At 71.0% G+C, this 15,776-nt stretch carries 11 protein-coding genes and 1 pseudogene; 5 read left to right on the top strand and 7 right to left on the bottom strand.

Translation table 11 applies throughout. The annotated features are described in order from the left end of the window. Positions 1 to 18: 18 nt before the first annotated feature. Both aspT (ICC28_RS22835) and aspT (ICC28_RS22830) read right to left on the bottom strand, forming a co-directional pair. Complete coding sequence (gene aspT / locus ICC28_RS22835) at positions 19 to 1,722, bottom strand: aspartate-alanine antiporter (RefSeq protein ID WP_188290535.1); 1,704 nt, start codon at positions 1,720 to 1,722, stop codon at positions 19 to 21. A 4-nt stretch (positions 1,723 to 1,726) separates the two neighbouring features. Continuing rightward, positions 1,727 to 3,406, bottom strand: coding sequence for an aspartate-alanine antiporter (gene aspT, locus ICC28_RS22830; protein ID WP_188290534.1), 1,680 nt, complete (start codon positions 3,404 to 3,406; stop codon positions 1,727 to 1,729). Positions 3,407 to 3,765: 359 nt separating this feature from the next. Between aspT (ICC28_RS22830) and ICC28_RS22825 the strand changes: the two genes are divergently transcribed. After that, on the top strand, positions 3,766 to 4,383 hold the full coding sequence (locus ICC28_RS22825) for a TOPRIM nucleotidyl transferase/hydrolase domain-containing protein (protein WP_188290533.1): 618 nt from the start codon (positions 3,766 to 3,768) through the stop codon (positions 4,381 to 4,383). Between the two features lie 27 nt (positions 4,384 to 4,410). On the opposite strand, the gene ICC28_RS22820 is transcribed toward ICC28_RS22825, so the two are convergent. Both ICC28_RS22820 and ICC28_RS22815 read right to left on the bottom strand, forming a co-directional pair. Further along, positions 4,411 to 4,827: a RidA family protein gene (locus ICC28_RS22820; RefSeq protein ID WP_188290532.1), complete on the bottom strand. Its 417-nt coding sequence runs from the start codon at positions 4,825 to 4,827 to the stop codon at positions 4,411 to 4,413. An 81-nt stretch (positions 4,828 to 4,908) separates the two neighbouring features. Then, positions 4,909 to 5,994 carry a hypothetical protein gene (locus tag ICC28_RS22815; protein ID WP_188290531.1) on the bottom strand — a complete coding sequence of 362 codons (1,086 nt, stop codon included), beginning with the start codon at positions 5,992 to 5,994 and terminating at the stop codon, positions 4,909 to 4,911. A gap of 161 nt (positions 5,995 to 6,155) precedes the next feature. On the opposite strand from ICC28_RS22815, the gene ICC28_RS22810 reads away from it, so the two are divergent. Then, positions 6,156 to 6,635 carry a GNAT family N-acetyltransferase gene (locus ICC28_RS22810; RefSeq protein WP_188290530.1) on the top strand — a complete coding sequence of 160 codons (480 nt, stop codon included), beginning with the start codon at positions 6,156 to 6,158 and terminating at the stop codon, positions 6,633 to 6,635. Between the two features lie 42 nt (positions 6,636 to 6,677). On the opposite strand, the gene ICC28_RS22805 is transcribed toward ICC28_RS22810, so the two are convergent. The 3 genes from ICC28_RS22805 to ICC28_RS22795 are packed head-to-tail and all read right to left on the bottom strand — an operon-like array spanning position 6,678 to position 12,259. Next, a complete protein-coding gene (locus tag ICC28_RS22805; RefSeq protein ID WP_188290529.1) occupies positions 6,678 to 9,011 on the bottom strand; it encodes a leucine-rich repeat domain-containing protein in 2,334 nt (777 codons plus the stop codon). Next, entirely contained in the window at positions 9,008 to 11,410 is a 2,403-nt protein-coding gene (locus ICC28_RS22800; RefSeq protein WP_188290528.1) for a hypothetical protein, read from the bottom strand. The genes ICC28_RS22805 and ICC28_RS22800 overlap by 4 nt, the downstream gene beginning before the upstream one ends. Before the next feature lie 27 nt (positions 11,411 to 11,437). Continuing rightward, on the bottom strand, positions 11,438 to 12,259 hold the full coding sequence (locus ICC28_RS22795) for a hypothetical protein (RefSeq protein WP_188290527.1): 822 nt from the start codon (positions 12,257 to 12,259) through the stop codon (positions 11,438 to 11,440). Between the two features lie 445 nt (positions 12,260 to 12,704). Here ICC28_RS22795 and ICC28_RS22790 point away from each other — a divergent pair. The 3 genes and pseudogenes from ICC28_RS22790 to ICC28_RS22780 all read left to right on the top strand — a co-directional run. Further along, positions 12,705 to 13,154 (top strand): annotated as a pseudogene (locus ICC28_RS22790) (IS5 family transposase); the annotation flags it as partial. A 392-nt stretch (positions 13,155 to 13,546) separates the two neighbouring features. After that, complete coding sequence (locus ICC28_RS22785) at positions 13,547 to 15,313, top strand: protein kinase domain-containing protein (RefSeq protein ID WP_411158617.1); 1,767 nt, start codon at positions 13,547 to 13,549, stop codon at positions 15,311 to 15,313. Continuing rightward, a complete protein-coding gene (locus tag ICC28_RS22780) occupies positions 15,313 to 15,762 on the top strand; it encodes a hypothetical protein (protein ID WP_188290524.1) in 450 nt (149 codons plus the stop codon). Before ICC28_RS22785 ends, ICC28_RS22780 begins: the two co-directional genes overlap by 1 nt. Positions 15,763 to 15,776: the final 14 nt, after the last annotated feature.

Below are 15,776 nucleotides of genomic sequence, written 5' to 3'. Positions count from 1 at the left end.
TGTGGCAGCGGCTTTTTCTCAGTGCTGGAGGATGACGATGACCGCGCCCCAGATGGTCAGGAGCACGTTGCCGACCGCGTAGGGGATCGTGTAACCCAGCGTCGGAATCTGCGACTTGGACGATTCGTTGATGGCGCCGATGGCGGCGGTGGTGGTCTGGCCGCCGGCCAGGACGCCCATCAGAACGGGGAAGCGGATCTTCTGGACGTGGTGGCCGACGAGGAAGCCGACGATCAGCGGGACCAGGGTGGCGACCGCGCCGAACAGCAGCAGTCCCCAGCCGGCCTCGGACAGTCCGCTGGTGAAGCTGGGTCCGGCGTTGATGCCGACGACGGCGACGAACAGGCACAGGCCGAGGGTGTCCATGAACCACTGGGCGCCGGGCGGGACGTTGCCGTAGGTGGGGTACTTGCCGCGGATCCAGCCGAAGACCAGGCCCATGATGAGCGCGCCGCCGGAGGTGGACAGCGAGATGGGCACGCCGGAGACGGTCAGGGCGGGGATGCCGATGCAGCCGCCGAGGAAAATGCCGAGGCCCACCCAGAGCATGTCGGTGGCGAAGGAGGTCGGCACCGGCTTGCCGATCTCGCGCGCGGCCGGGTCCACCAGGCGCTTGGGCCCGGTGAGGATCAGGGTGTCGCCGCGTTCCAGCCGGGTGGAGAGCCGGTAGGGGAACTCCGAGCCGGAGCGGTAGACCTTGTCGACGTAGACCCCGACCATGAAGGGCTCGCCGCGCAACTCGGCGATGGACTTGCCCAGTTGCGCCTTCTCGGAGACGACGACGTGCATCGACTCGGTGCGGTAGCCGAGGAGTTCGACGTCGTCGGTCTCGGCGCCGATGTGGGTGCGGGCGTCGAAGTCGACGAGGTCGTGGCGCAGGGCCGATACGGCGACGACGTCACCCTCGCGCAGGGTGGTCTGCTGGGTGTGGTCGAGGACGCTGCCGTCGCGGCGCACGGCGGTGATGTAGACGCGGCGGCCCAGCTCCTTCTGCTGGTGCTCGACGTCGTCGATGGTGCGGCCGACGAGGTCGGGGCGCTGCACGGTGTAGGCGCGCAGGACGACTTCGTAGTAGCCCTCGCCGAGGTCGGGGTTCGCCTCGTGCGCGTCGAGTTCCCTGGCGAGCGCCTCGGACTCGGCGGCCAGGTCCTTGCCGTAGAGCCGGGGCAGGACGTTGGCCAGCAGGATCGCGCAGAGGATCGTGCCGAGCGGGTAGGTGACGGCGTAGCCGATCGGGACGAGGTTCTCCTCCGTCTTCAACTCGGCCGCGCTGTAGCCGGGCAGGGCACCGATCGCGTCCTGGGCGACACCGATGACCGCGGACTGGGTGAGCGCGCCGCCGAGCAGGCCGGCGGAGAGTCCGGGGCCGTAGCCGAGCATCCAGGCGAACAGCCAGCACACCAGCAGGCCGGTGACGCACACGACCACGGCGTTGACCACCTGGGGCAGGCCGTCCTTCTTCAGGCCGCGGAAGAACTGCGGGCCGACCCGGTAGCCGAGGGCGAACAGGAACATGATGAAGAACAGGCTCTTGACCGTGTCGTCGATCTCCACCTCGAACTGGGCGCCGAAGAACAGGCCCACGATCAAGCAGCCCGTCACCGAGCCCAGCGCGATGGCCTTGTATCGCACCTTACCCACGAGGAAGCCGAAGGCGACGGCGATGAAGACCAGCAGCTCGGGGTGCGGCTGGAAGATGTTGCGGTTGAGGAAGTCGATCACCGGGTCACGCTCCCAGGATGCCGACGAGAATCGGGCCGGTCAGCGGTAGCAGGAAGTTGGAGAGGGTGTAGGTGATCGTGTAGCCGAGCAGGGGCACGGTGGACTGGGAGACCTGGCTGATGGCGGTGATGGCGGGCGTGGAGCACTGCTGGCCCGCGATGGCACCGATCAGCAACGGCTTCTCGATCTTCAGCAGTTTCAGGCCGACGATCAGGGAGAGGGTCGCCGGGATCAGCACCATGGCGATGCCCGCGAACGGCAGCAGCGCGCCGTACTCCTTCAGCAGGGGCCAGGCCTGCGGGCCGGAGGTCAGGCCGGTGCAGGCGATGAAGACGGCCAGGCCCATGTCCTTCAGGGTGGTCGCGGCCTGGGTGGGGAACGCGCCGAAGGTCTGCCGCAGGGAGCGGAACCAGCCGAAGAGCAGACCGGAGATCAGGCAGCCGCCGCCGGTGCCCAGGGACAGGGGTACGTCCCCGGCGTGGACGATGATCTGGCCGAGCAGGGAGCCGGCGACGATGCCGAAGCCGATGTAGATGAAGTCGGCGGCGTCGTTCCTGACCACCGCGCCGATCTTTTTCACCAGCCGGTCCAGGCCCGAGCGGGCGCCGACCAGGGTGAGCACGTCGCCGCGTTCCAGGACGGTCTCACCGGACGCCGGCATGTGCTGCTCGTTGCGGACGACTTCGGTGATGTACACCCCGGAGGCGGTGAACTCCGGGTGCCGCGTGCGCACTTCGTCGATGGTCAGGCCTGCGGTGGACTTCTCGGTGACGGACACCTGCTTGGTGGCCAGCGGGGTCTCCACGCCGGGGATGCCGGAGGTCTCGGGGCCGAGGTGGCGGCCCGCGTCGATGACGGCGGCGCGGCGGCCGACGACCAGGACCAGGTCGGAGAGGGTGAGTTCGAGGTCCGGATCGACGGTGAGGGTCCGGCTGCCGCGTTTGACGGCCTCGACGGTGACGAGTCCGCCGTCCAGGGCCTGCAGCTCGCCGACCCGCAGGCCGTCGCCGGTGGTCACCAGATAGGTACGGCTCACCATGCCGGGCAGGCCGGGCAGTTCGTCGCTCTCCAGGGCGCCCTTGCCGCCGCGCATCGTCTGCCACAGCTCGCGGGAGGCCTCCCGGAGGTCGATGCGCAGCAGCATCGGCATGATCTGGCTGCTGTACAGCACGATCGTGATCAGGCCGAAGAGGTAGCAGACCGTGTAGGCGGTGGCCACGTTGCCCTGGTACTCGTCGATCTGGGCGGCCGTCAGCCCGGTGAGCTTGCCGATCGACTCGGTCGCCGTGCCGACCACCGCGGACTCGGTGGCGGCGCCCGCGAGGATGCCGGAGGCGGTGCCGACGTCGAGGTCGAACGCCTTGGCCAGCCCGTACGCGATCGAGACCACGCAGACCAGCTCGATCAGACACAGCACCCCGAACCGCAGGCCCTTGCGGTTGAGGTTGGCGAAGAACTGCGGTCCCGCCATGTAGCCGAGCGAGAAGATGAAGATCGCGAAGAACACCGTCTTCACGTCGTCGGAGACCTCGGCCTCCGTCCACGCGCCCAGCAGCAGCGCGACGATCAGCGTGCCGGCGATGCCGCCCAGCGCGATGGGGCCGACCCGCAGCTTGCCGACCAGGTAACCGGCGGCCAGGCAGAGAAAGAGCGCCAGTTCCGGATGGTCCTTGATGACACCCATGACACCTCGGTGGGGGATGCGTACGGGCGGACGCGGCTCGGTGCGGCCGCGCGGGGCGGAGGCGGAGGGGGCGGCACGGACGGGGGCGGGACGCCGGAGGTGCCCGGAGGGTGTGGGTCGTTCGGGTGCAGCGGTATCACGCGTCTCCTCTCCCCTGGCGGTGCGCGCAGCCGCGTCGGACCAGCGGTGGTTCGACTCTGCGACGGGGAGCGGGCGTTCACCATGCGGGTGGGCCGAGCGGGTGAGGGAGCCGGTGCCGCTGTCGGCGCGCCCTGCGGAGGGCGTACCCGGGGCACCGGCGAGGGCGCACCGGCGGAAATCCGCTCGCGCCGCGGCCGGAACTGACCGACACTCCCCCCATGGCTGACATGGGGGCGTTCCGGGACGCGGTTACCGCATGGGCGGCGGGTGGCCCCGGCGCTCCCGCGCACGAACTGTGCGCGCGGCTGCCTGTGCGGACCGCCGTCCTGCTGGAAGGGCTGAGCGACGTCGCGGCGGTCAACGCGCTGGCCGACCGCCGCGGCCGGGATCTGGAGGCCGAGGGAATCTGCGTCCTGTCGATCGGCGGCGCGATGAGCGTCGGGCGCTACGCCCAACTCCTCGGCCCGCCCGGCCTGGGCTTGCGCCTCACGGGCCTGTGCGACGAGGCGGAGCGCCCGTACTACGCCCGCGGCTTCGAACGCGCCGGTGCGGCCCCGAACGGCTTCTTCGTCTGCGCCGCCGACCTGGAGGACGAGCTCATCCGCGCCCTGGGGCTGACGCGGGTGGCGGAACTCGTCCAGGAACAGGGCGACCTGCGCCCCTTGCAGACCTTCCTGCGCCAGCCCGCACAGCAGGGCCGCGCCCCGGAACAGCAGTTCAGACGCTTCTTCGGCACGAAGAAAGGCCGCAAGATCCACTACGGCCGTGTCCTCGTCGAGGCTCTCGACCCCACCCACGTCCCGGCCCCGCTCGACGACCTGCTGGCCGTCCTCTGACGCCCGCGCCGAGGCGACGGGCGCCTGCTAGTGAGCGCTCGGCTCCGCCCCGAGCGCCGGGGTGTGCCGGCGCGCGTACACCTCTATCTCGATCTTCATGCGGGGGTCGGCGAGACCGCACACGAGCATCGTCGCGGCCGGTCGCACCTCGCCGAAGCAGCGGCGCAGGACCGGCCAGCAGGGCTCGAAGTCGTCGCGGTCGGGCAGCAGGTAGCGCACGCGCACCACATCGGCGAAGGTGCATCCGGCCTCGGCCAGGGCGGACTCGATGTTGCGCAGGCACTGCTCGGCCTGCTCCACCACGTCGTCGGAGATCGTCATGGTGGCGTAGTCGAACCCGGTCGTCCCGGACACATGCACCCAGTCGCCGTCGATCACGGCACGGGCGTAACCGATCTGGTCCTCAAAGGTCGAGCCGCTGAGGATCGCGCGTCGCTCTGTCATGCGCCCGAAGGCTAGATCAACAGCCGTGATACGTCGAACAGGGCCACCTGCACGGGTCCGGGACCCCGGGGACCGGCGTTCCTAGTCGCCCCCGCCGCCCCCGCCGCCGTCGCCGCCCCCACCGTCGCTTCCTCCGCCGTCGCCGCCGCCGGAGTCGCCGCCGTCGCCGCCGTCCGCGCCCCAGCCGTCGGAGCCGCCGGGTTCGTTGTCGTCCCGGCCGGTCCCGAGGTTGCTGAACCAGGGGCGGTCCCACCATGCGTCGACGGCGACCGGCTCACCCGGCTCACCGTCGTCGAAGCGGCGCCTCTCGGCCCGGAACCGTGCCGCTCCGGTCGTGTCCCCGAGCCCGAAGGCGACCGCGAAGGCCTGTGCCATGACGGCGTCCAGCGGATCGCCGCTCTCGTACCGCACGGGGGTCAGCGGCAGCAGGACCGTGCCGGGCTCGGGCAGTTGCCGCCGCTGCGGCCGCGTCAGCAGGGCGACGGGCCGTTCGTCGCGCAGCAGCAGCGAGGCCTTGGCGCTCTCCCGCTGCAACACCCAGCTCTGTCCGGGGAGTTGGACCTCCACTCGCCGCCTGGACTTGCGCTTCTTCCGGATGAGCCTGAGCTCTGCCGGCGCCTCTCCGACGGTCAGCCGCAGCCCTTGGGCGGGGTCGGAGGAGTCGCGGTGGAAGCCGAACGGGGCCCGGATGCGTACGACGGGAGCGTGCGGCCCCCACACGTCCACCCGCACCAGGCGCCGGTCCACGGCCACGGTGATCGGCCCGACGGGCCCGGGCGCGAACCGGCGCGCGATCCACAGCGGTACGCCTTCGGCGCGGGCCCTCGCGCCCAGGGCGGCGACCTGCTCCGGCCCGCCGCAGTGCCGTACCGCCGTCTCCCCCAGCATGCGGGCGAACTCCTCGGCCCGGCGCACCTTCACCGGCTGGGTGGTACCCGTCACCCTGGTCACCGGAACGACGCCGGGACCGTCCGCAAGCCGCTCCAGCGGGCGTTCCGCCCCGCCGCCGCCGAGCCAGTATCCGCGCTGGAACGCCTCGGCCATGGCGGCGAGGTTCAGCTCGTGCAGCGGCATGACGCTGCCGCCCCGGCGCAGGCCGTCCTCGGTCAGCTCGACGGTTCGCGCCAGCGGGTTCCACGACCGCTCGCCATAGAGCACCTGGCTCACAAACAACCCCCATGTGTACGTGGTTCAACAGGGCCGACTCCCTCACAGAGTGCGCGGGGCGGTCCGGCGGTTCCCGGGGGGCGGCCGCCGACCGGCCGGTGCGCCGGTGACGACCATGCGCGGCTTGTTCGCGGCAGGACACACGCCCTAGCATGTAATACATGAATCACCTGAGCGGTCATTACACGCTGCGTGCGGACGTACCTTCCGTCGAGATCTTCCGCCGCCTGCGTACCGACGCCGGACTCTCCGACAAAGCCCCCGAAGCGGTCGCGCTCGCGTTGCCCCACACGTGGTACGGCGTGGTCCTCTCCTACGAGAGCGAGCCCATAGGCATGGGGCGGATCATCGGTGACGGCGGCACCGCGTTTCAGATAGTCGATGTATGCGTACATCCCGCGCATCAGGGGCGAGGGCTCGGCAAGCGCATCATGGCCGCGCTCGTCGAGGAACTGGAACGCCGGGCGCCCGCCACGGCATATGTCTCGCTGATCGCGGACGGACCTGCGCGCTTCCTCTACGAGAAGTTCGGCTTCGCCGACACCGCCGCGCACGGCTCGATCGGCATGTACCGCTCGATGCACGGAAGTGGCGAAGAGAACGCACAGGACTGCACGGACGAGGTTTCGCACAGCTCCTGAACCGGCCGCAGCGCGCCAGGGCCACGGCCGCGGGTTCGGGAGTCATCGACCGCCTCCGAGGGCCCGGTGGGTGCGCTGTTCCCGGCGCCACGACTGGAACTCGGGCAGGGCCGCGATGTCGGTCAGGTCGTCGAAGGAGGGGTCGCGGGTGAGGACCCGGTCGGCGACGCGGTAGGCGTCTTCGGTGCGGCCGAGGGCGAGCAGGACGCGGACCTGAGTGTCGCGGATGAAGTCGTACTCCGGGGCGGAGGCGACCGTCAGGGCCTGTTCCACGGCCGTCAGCGCGCGCTCCGGTTCGCCGCTGTGCAGCAGGTGCCAGGCGAGGGCGTTGCCGGTGCGGCGCTTGACCTCCTCCTGGAAGGCACCCTCGTCGGTTAAGTGCCAGATCGTGCCGGGTATCAGCGCGAGCGCCTGTTCGGCGTACCGGATGAGCTTGACGGCCATGGCGGGGCGGTCGCGTTCCGGTGCGTGGTCGGCGAGGTGGCCGAGGGCGTCGACCAGGCCGTAGTGGGCGTAGAGCTGGTCGTAGTCGGAGTAGCGGGAGCCGGGGACGCACAGGGCGATGGCCTCTTCGAAGGCGGTCGCGGCCTGCTGGTGGTCCTGGGCCCGGAGCTTGGCGCCGCCGTCCTTGACCAGGGTGTGCACAGCCTGCCAGTTCGCGTCGTCGACGTCGGTGCCGCGGGTGCCGGTGTCGCGCAGGTCGATGCGGACGTGCGGGAAGGTGCCGCGCAGCCGCTCCCGGGTGGGCTGGTCGAGCCGGGAGTAGCGCAGGTCCACGAATTCCAGGTGGCGCAGGGCGTAGAACGGCTCGGGGAGGGTGGTGAGTTCGTTGAACGACAGGTCGACGTGGCGCAGGTTCGGGGTGCGGGCAAACGCACAGTCCGGGAGGGCCCGGAGGGGCTTGCGGACCTTGTTGCCCTCGAAGACCTCCTGGCCCCAGCGGTCGATCTCCAGGTGTTCCAGGGTGGTGATGTCCCAGATGCCGGCGAGCAGGTCGCGGCTGGGCGGGCGCTGGTCGGTGGACGGCGTGTGGCCGCTGAGGCGCAGCACGCGCAGCCGGGGCAGCCGGGCCAGCTCCGGCAGGCGGTACACCTGGGCGGACAGGCTGCCGTTGAGGTTCAGTTCCTCCAGTTCCGTGAGGTTGAGCAGGGTGTCGGGGACGGAGTCCAGCCGGGTACCGGACAGGTCCAGGGAGCGCAATCCGGGCATGCGGGTGACGACATCGGGGAGGTCGACGGGTGTGTCGGAGAGGTAGCGGCCTTGGCGGTAGCGGGACAGGTCCAGCTCGCGCAGTGAGCGCAGCCGGGCGAGCGACTCGGGGAGGTGGCAGGTCAGATGCGAGGCGCGCAGTGCCTCCAGTCGGCCGAGGTCGCCGAGGCAGTCCGGTAGCCCGGTGGAGGTGGTGAAGTCGTTGTCGGAGATGTCCAGCTCGCGGAGGTTGGGCAACCGTCCGACGGACTCGGGCAGTTCGGTCAGGCCGGTGCCCGACACGTCGAGTTCTTCGAGTGCGGTGAGCTCACCGATGCGCGGGTCGAGGCGGCCGAGGTCGGGGTTGTCCGCGAGGGACAGCACGCGCAGCCGGGGGAACGCGAGCAGTTGCTGGGGGAAGTGCCTCAACCTCCTTGCGGAGAGGTCGAGTTCGGTGACCTCCTCCACCCGGTCCAGCAGGGCGTCCAGCTCCTCCAGGGCGGCCAGGTGGCTCGGGCGCACGCCCGCTCGCAGCACCTGCCGTCCCTCGCGCAGGGCCTGCTCGATCTCTTCCGCGTCCGCCTCGCCGTGGTCGTCGAGGAGTTCGGGCAGCAGGAGGGTGTGCAGTTCGTCGTCGTCGAAGTCGACCGGGCAGTTGCTGCGGTAGCGGCTGGAGACGAACAGGGCCTGCGGCTGCTCGGCGAGGACCAGGTTGAAGTAGAGCATGCTGACGAGGAGTTGGGCGCGGGTGCTGCCGCACACCGTGAGGAGGCCGCCGTCGTCGCCGTAGGAACAGCAGATGCCGCCCGTCACCTCCAGGTCGCCCCGCACCGCCACGTTCGGGCAGCCGGCCAGGATCACGTTGCGGGCCCGCAGGCTGCCGGTGACCACGAGGAAGTTGCCGCCGCTGTGATCCCACCAGTCCAGGTCGCCGTCGACGGTGAGGTCCCCGTCCACGATCGTGTTGTACGGCACCCAGTCGTCGTCCCCCTCCGGCCCCAGGTGCCCGGCGACGTGCAGGCCACCCTCGTACAGGCGGATCTCCTGCTCGTCGGCGAAGTCGGCGTACGGGTACCCGATGTCGTCGGAGACCCGGAAGCGCTTCTCGGCCTCCTCGACGGTGATGACGCGGTAGCCCGGAGGCGAGTGCACCATGGCGGCCGTGCCGGCGGACTTCTGGTCGGTCATGCGGGGGTGCTCCCTTGCTGCTGTGCGTCGCGCCGGGCTTCGCGCCACTGCTGGAACCCCGGTGAGGCGACGATGTCGGTGAGGTCGCCGAAGACGGCGTCGCGCAGGACGATTCCGGCGGTCAGGAGGTAGGAGGGGACGCGGGAAAGAACCTCGTCGGTCACCCGGTACGCCTCGTCGGTGCGGCCGAGGGCGAGCAGGACGCGGACCTGGGTGTCGCGGACCCAGTCGTGTCCGGGGTCGTCGGCGACCGACAGCGCCTGTTCCACGGCGGTCAGCGCGCGCTCCGGTTCGCCGCTGTGCAGCAGATACCAGGCGAGGGCGTTGCCGGTGTGGCGCTTGACCATCGCCTGGAGGTGGCCTTCGTCGGTCGTGGTCGTGATGTGGTCGGGCAGCAGGGACAGTGCCTGCTCGGCGCGGTGGATGAGCTTGGCGGTCAGTTCGGGGTGGTCGGGGGCGGGGCTGCCGCGCAGGATGCTGCTGAGGGCCTCGATCAGGCCGTGGTACGCGTGGAGCCGGTCGTGGTCGGAGTAGTGGGCGCCGGGGACGCAGAGGGCCAGGGCGGCTTCGTAGGAGGCGACGGCTTCCCGGACGTCGCCGTCCGTGCCGCCGTAGAGCTTCTCGGCGGCCGTCCGCACCAGGTCCCGCACCTGCTGCCGGGTCGGGTCGGCGGCGGCCGGACGGGGAGCGATGTCCTCCAGTACGAGGTGGGCGCCGGGGTGGGTGTCGCGCACGCGGTCCACGGTGGCCCGGTCGAGGCAGGTGGCGCGCAGGTTCGCGAACTCCAGGTGGCGCAGGGCGAAGAACGGCTCGGGGAGGGTGGTGAGTTCGTTGTGGGCGAGGTCCAGGTAGCGGAGGTTCGGGGTCCGGGCGCAGGCGCCGTCGGGCAGGGCGGTGAAGGGCGTACGCGCGGTGTCCCCGTCGACGACCGCCTCGCCCCAGCCGTCGATCTCCAGGTACTCCAGAGTGGGGATGTCCCAGATGCCGGCGAGCAGGTCTCGGCCGGGCGGGGCCTGTTCCGGGGTGTGTCCGCTGAGGCGCAGTGCGCGCAGCCGGGGCAGCCGGGCCAGGTCGGGCAGTCGGGTCACCCGGTCCGACAGGGAGCGGGCGAGGTACAGCTCCTCCAGTTCGGTCAGGTTCAGCAGGTCGTCCGGGACGGAGGCCAGCCAGGTGTCGGACAGGTCCAGGGACCGTAGACCGGTCAGGCGCAGGACGAGGTCGGGGAAGTCGACCAGAGGGGCCGGGCTGTCGTCGTGCAGGCCGTGGTGCAGGTGCGGCAGGGACAGGTGACGCAGTGAGCCGAGGCGGGCCAGGGATGCGGGCAGCGGGCAGGTGAGGCGCCCGGCGCGCAGGACCTCCAGCCGGTCCAGGTCGCCGAGGGAGTCGGGCAGGGCGGTGAAGGCGTTGTTGGAGATGTCCAGCCGACGGAGGTTGGGCAACCGGCCGATGGAGTCGGGGAGTTCGGTCAGTGCGGCATGGTCGAGACGCAGGACCTCCAGGGAGGTCAGTTCACCGATGCGTTCGTCGATACGGCCGACCTCGGTGCCCTCCAGGGACAGGAACCGCAGGTTGGGGAAGCGCAGGAGTTGTTCGGGGAAGTCCTCCAGCGAGCTGTACGCCAGGTCGATCTCGGTGACCTCCTCGGCGCGTTCGAGGAGGGAGTCCAGACGCGGGTGCCCGCTGCCCTCCCGGCCCTGCGCCGAGGCGGGAGGCGTCAGATCGACGCCGAAGCGCACCACCGGCCGGTCGGTGCGCAGGGCGTCCGCGACCTTGGCGGGGTCGGGGCGGCCGTCCTCGTAGAGGAGTTCGGGCTCAAGAAGGCCGGTCAGGCCCTCCTCGTCGAGGTCCGCCGTGGGGTTGACGCACTCCGGGGCGCCGGCGATCAGCGCCTGGGGCCGTGCCCCGAAGTCCATACGGAACTGCGAGGTGACGACGATCAGCGCGGCCCGGGTAGCGCCGCGCACCGTCAGCTTGCCGCTGTCGGCCAGGTCCGAGCAGCAGCCGTCATGGTCCTCGTCCCAGCCGTGGACGACCCCGTTCGCCTCCAGCTTCCCGCGCACGACGACGTCCGGGCGGCCGTCGAGGATGACGTGGCGGGCCCGCAGGTTCCCGGTGACCAGGAGGAAGCTGCCCTCGGTGCGGGAGAACCAGTCCAGGTCGCCGTGGAGGACGAGGTCACCGTCGACGACGATGTTGTAGAGGACCCAGTCCTGCTCCGGTTCGGGTGCCAGGTTCCCGGTGATGCGCAGACCGCCCTCGTACAGCCGGATCTCCTGGTCGTCGGCGAACTCGGCGTAGGAATGGGCGACATCGGCGGAGACCTGGAACCGCTCCTCCGCCTCCTGGACGCCGATGACGCGGTAGCCGGGCGGCGAGTGGACCATCTGTGACTGCTCCATGAGTGGGGTGGGGCGAGTGGGGGTCGCTCAGTGGGTCTGAGGGGCGGCGGAGGCGCGGAAGACGGGCAGGTCCTCGGCCAGCCGGTCGAAGAGCCGTCCCGGGTCGAGCCGCTCCTCGTCCTCGGCGTCCTCGGCGTCCTCGGCGTCCTCCGCGTCCTCCGCGGCGAAGACCTCGTCCACCAGGAGTTCGCGCAGTTGCTCCTGCACGCCTTCGCCGAAGATGTCCTGGTAGGTGTCCTGGTCGTAGTAGTGGTCCGCTTCCACCGAGGCGATCGTCTCGTGGTCGTCCTCGATGACCAGGCGGGCATGGATCGTGCCGGCCCGGAGGGTGTGGTCGTTGTAGGAGCCGTAGACGACCTCGGCGTGGATGTCACCGCATTCCACCTCGCCGTCGGTGAACATCCCACGGGCCGTCACATCGCCGCCGACGGCCATGACCGAATCGGGGCCGCAGTCCCTCAGCACGCCCTCGACGGTCAGTGAACCGGTCAGCACGAAGGGCGCCGCCACCTGCAGATGGCCCTTCACGACCAGGTCGCCGTGGTGGAAGAACGGCGTGTCCAGGAGCTGGTCACCGCGCAGGGTACGGGTGGCACCGTCCCCGCCGAGCGCCTTGGCGCACATCTCCGGGACGGCCCACAGCAGGTCGGGGTCGATGCCCTCACCCAGCTGGGCGGCGAACTCCCGGTAGCTGCCGAGGTCCGGCCCCACGAGCTCGGCGAGCCAGCCACTGTCGTCGGGGGTCCCGGCGGCCTCGCACACCGCGGCCCGCTCGGTCCGCATGGCCCCGGCCACCCGCCGGATCGCCTCCATGTCGATGGGCAGCGGGTGGTCGCCGCGAGCGGGCATGTCAGCAGCAAAATGCGATTCGCTCATGTCTTCGTTCATGGTGAGGACTCTAGGACGGCCCACCGACAACGGGCCCCGACCGGGCGGACGCCGGACCTCCGCAACGTAGAACAGATACCCTCACCGTTGGCCATGAGCAGGGAGGTTCCGGCGGTTTGCGTGGCCGATTGCGTAGTTCTACTGAGCCACACCGCTGCATGAGCCGCATCGCTGCATGATCCTCATAGCCACATACCGGACATACCGGGGAACCGCTCCTCCCGCCGTGCGCCGTCGTGACCACTCGACCGCAGGTCACCCGGGGTGCACAGCCCCAGTCGAGGCTGTGGCGCCGGAGCCGGGCCGCCCAGTCGGCGCCCGGGGCCGGGTGGCCGAAACCCTTCGCGTGCAGCGCGTCGAGCGCGACGTCGTCGATGTCGCCCCGCCACTCGTACGTGATCTTCATGGCGCAAGCCTGGGCGGTGCCTTCAGCGGCAGAGGCCGCCCGCTCGGCTTCGTCGCCACGGGCGGCAACACCAACGACTGCACCCGTTTCACCGCGGTGATGGAAGCGATCCGGGCGCCCCGGATCGGGCCCGGTCGGCCCCGCGTCCGGCCCAATCACATCCTGGGCGACAAGGGCTACAGCTCGAAGGCGATCCGCGCCTGGCTCCGCCGGCGCGGCATCCCGCACACGATCCCCGAACGGGCCGACCAGGCCAGCCACCGGGCCCGGCGAGGCAGCCACGGAGGCCACTCGCCGGGCTTCGACCGCGAGGCATACAAGCACCGCAACGTCGTGGAACGCTGCTTCAACTGCTTGAAACGGTGGCGTGGCATCGCCACCCGGTACGACAAGAACGCCGAGTCCTACGAAGCCGCCGTCGCCCTCGCATCACTCCTGATGTGGGCCTGACATTTGACGACAGAACCTAGGTCAGCCCGCCGAAACGGGCCGCGACGAGCTGACGCGTCACGGGAGGGTGGGGCGTCGGCCAGTACGGTGCGGCTGCGGACCAGTGGCCGCAGCAACTGCTTGATGTGCTGCTGCTCAAGTGCGGGCATTCTCGTCGTTCTTGTCGTCCGTTCACAGTTGCACGCGGACGTGCGGGAGTTGGTCGCGCAGGCGGTCGACGGTCGGCCTGTCGAAGTGGCCGACCGTCCGCCGCCTGTTGATCACCCTGCCCGAGGCGTCGGCCTCGGCATCCGTGGAACTACGGAACCGGATACGCAATTCTCGGGGGCCGGCAGTCGGCAGTTCCCCGGTCGGCCGCGGGCCGCCCCGACTCCCCACCGGCGACACCTACGATGCGCGCCATGAACACCCCGGGGTCGGGCCCACACCCACGACTGATCGACGACCGCTTCGAACTGCTGCAGCGGCTCGGCGGTGGAGGCATGGGGCTGGTGTGGCGTGCCCGTGACATCCTCCTGCACCGGGAAGTCGCCCTGAAGGAGGTGCGCCCGCCCGCGTCGCTGGATCACGAGGGCGACCCGGCGGTCGCGCGGATGCTGCGCGAGCGGGTGCTGCGCGAGGCGCGCTCGCTGGCGCGGCTCCACCACCCCCACGTGGTGACGATCCACCACATCGTGGACCGGGCCGACACTCCCCATCCGTGGCTGGTGATGGAGCTGGTCACCGGCGGTTCCCTCCAGGACCGTCTGGACCAGGGCCCCTTGTCCCCGGCCGAGGCCGCCCGGGTCGGGCGGGGCGTGCTGGCCGGGCTGCGGGCCGCGCACGCGGCGGGCGTGCACCACCGCGACGTCAAGCCCCCGAACGTGCTGCTCCGCGAGGACGGCACCCCCGTACTCACCGACTTCGGCATCGCGGCCCTGCCGGACGCCTCCACCCGGCTGACGGCCACGGGCGATCTGATCGGCTCACCGGAGTTCATCGCGCCCGAGCGGATCCGCGGCGAGGAGGGCAACCCTGCCTCGGACCTGTGGTCACTGGGCATGATGCTGTACGTCGCCGTGGAGGACCACTCCCCCCTGCGGCGCGCCACCAGCATGGCCACGCTCGTCGCCGTGCTCGACGAACCGATTCCGCCGCCGGTGCGCTCCGGGCCTCTCGCCCCGGTGCTGTCCGCCCTGCTCCAGCGGGACCCGGCCGTACGTCCCGACGCGGAGCAGCTCGACCGCATGCTGGCCGACGCCGAGAGCGGTCGGTCGGACGCAGTTCCTTCGTACAGCTTCGGCCCCGCGCCGACGATGCCGAACCCGGCTCCGGCGGTGACGCCCGACCTTTCGCCCCACCCGGCCGCCTTCGCCGGGGCGGCGACGGTCGGCGTCCCGTTCACCACGACTCCCGCCGAGCCGACAGCCCCGGCGTCCCCGAGCACCCCGGCAACCCCGAGCACCCCGGCTGTCCCGGCCCCGCGACGTCCGCGTGGGCGAGGCCCCGCACCGAGGAGGAAACTCGCAGCCTCCGTCGCCACGGTGATGATCATCACCGGCACCATGCTGTGGGTGTCGCGCCCCGACTTCGGCGATTCCACGGCCGGGGCGAACCCCGGCTCGGCTTCCGACACAGCTCCCGTGAACTCCGGCGCCAAGGGCTCGGCGGACGGCTCCGCCGGCGCGGAGAAGGCCGACGACGAGAACGGGAACGGCACCGATGCCGACTCCGCACAGAACCTGCTCACGCCGGCGGGTATGCGCACCCTGACCAAGGCCCTGCGCACGACCTCGGGCGGCACCGAGGTCAAGGACGCCAGCGTCTACCTGGACTACGCCTTCCTCGACGCCCCGACGAAGGCGAACCGCAGCCGGTGGGACGTGCTCGAATACCGCGACGGCGCCATGACGCGCGACCGGGCGGGTGGGACCCTGAGCTCCGATACCGCGCTCATCGACCTCGACGCCGTCGCCTGGGACAAACTGCCCGCGCTGCTGACCAAGGCCGACAACGAGCTCGGCATCGAGAAACCGACCATCCGCTACCTCCGCATCACCACCGATGTGATCAGCCACGAGCCGGAGATCCGTGTCTACGTCGGCGACGAATACGACAGCGGCTATCTGAAGGCGAACGTCGACGGCGAGGTGTTCCGCATGTATCCCGCCGGCCAGTGATGATCTCCTCCCAACGCCCCGACGGCCGACGCCTGTTGCGTCCAGCCGAGCAGATCACGGCCGACCGCACCCGGTGTGAGTCCTACCGCGCCGCTTCACGCACCGACTTCGAGCAGGGCGCGATCGACGCCTACGACTGGCTGCTCGGCCGGGGCCCCGCTCCGCTCAGCGGCCCGGCCGCCGCCCCGGCGACACCGCGGACGGCGGCGGAGGAGGAGCTGCTGGCCCACGGCATCGTCCGCGACCGGCCCGGGGCACCGCCGATGTACCCCGCCGGCGGACGCTGGACGGAGTCGTACGTGCTCGGCGTGCGGCACGCCCTGCGCTGGGCGCGGTACGCGTCACCGACCTCGCCGGGCGGGTGCACGGACGAGCCGGCCGACGAGCCGGTGCTGTCCGTGGAACCGCCGCGCCGCCCTCCGCGCTACCGGCGGCGCTGGGAGGACTGATCCACGCCCGCGCG

Origin of the sequence: Streptomyces sp. TRM68416, assembly GCF_014596915.1 — a bacterium.
Classification (GTDB): Bacteria; Actinomycetota; Actinomycetes; order Streptomycetales; family Streptomycetaceae; genus Streptomyces.
Note: the sequence above shows the minus strand (reverse complement) of the source record. Positions and strands in the feature narration are given on the sequence as shown.

What these genes read in the sequence shown, in the direction of transcription:
- ICC28_RS22820 (WP_188290532.1), bottom strand. Translation starts at nt 4,827, where the DNA reads ATGACAGAGCGACGCGCGATCCTCAGCGGCTCGACCTTTGAGGACCAG.
- ICC28_RS22825 (WP_188290533.1), top strand. Translation starts at nt 3,766, where the DNA reads ATGGCTGACATGGGGGCGTTCCGGGACGCGGTTACCGCATGGGCGGCG.
- ICC28_RS22795 (WP_188290527.1), bottom strand. Translation starts at nt 12,259, where the DNA reads ATGCCCGCTCGCGGCGACCACCCGCTGCCCATCGACATGGAGGCGATC.
- ICC28_RS22780 (WP_188290524.1), top strand. Translation starts at nt 15,313, where the DNA reads ATGATCTCCTCCCAACGCCCCGACGGCCGACGCCTGTTGCGTCCAGCC.
- ICC28_RS22800 (WP_188290528.1), bottom strand. Translation starts at nt 11,410, where the DNA reads ATGGAGCAGTCACAGATGGTCCACTCGCCGCCCGGCTACCGCGTCATC.
- aspT (WP_188290534.1), bottom strand. Translation starts at nt 3,406, where the DNA reads ATGGGTGTCATCAAGGACCATCCGGAACTGGCGCTCTTTCTCTGCCTG.
- ICC28_RS22805 (WP_188290529.1), bottom strand. Translation starts at nt 9,011, where the DNA reads ATGACCGACCAGAAGTCCGCCGGCACGGCCGCCATGGTGCACTCGCCT.
- ICC28_RS22785 (WP_411158617.1), top strand. Translation starts at nt 13,547, where the DNA reads ATGCGCGCCATGAACACCCCGGGGTCGGGCCCACACCCACGACTGATC.
- ICC28_RS22810 (WP_188290530.1), top strand. Translation starts at nt 6,156, where the DNA reads ATGAATCACCTGAGCGGTCATTACACGCTGCGTGCGGACGTACCTTCC.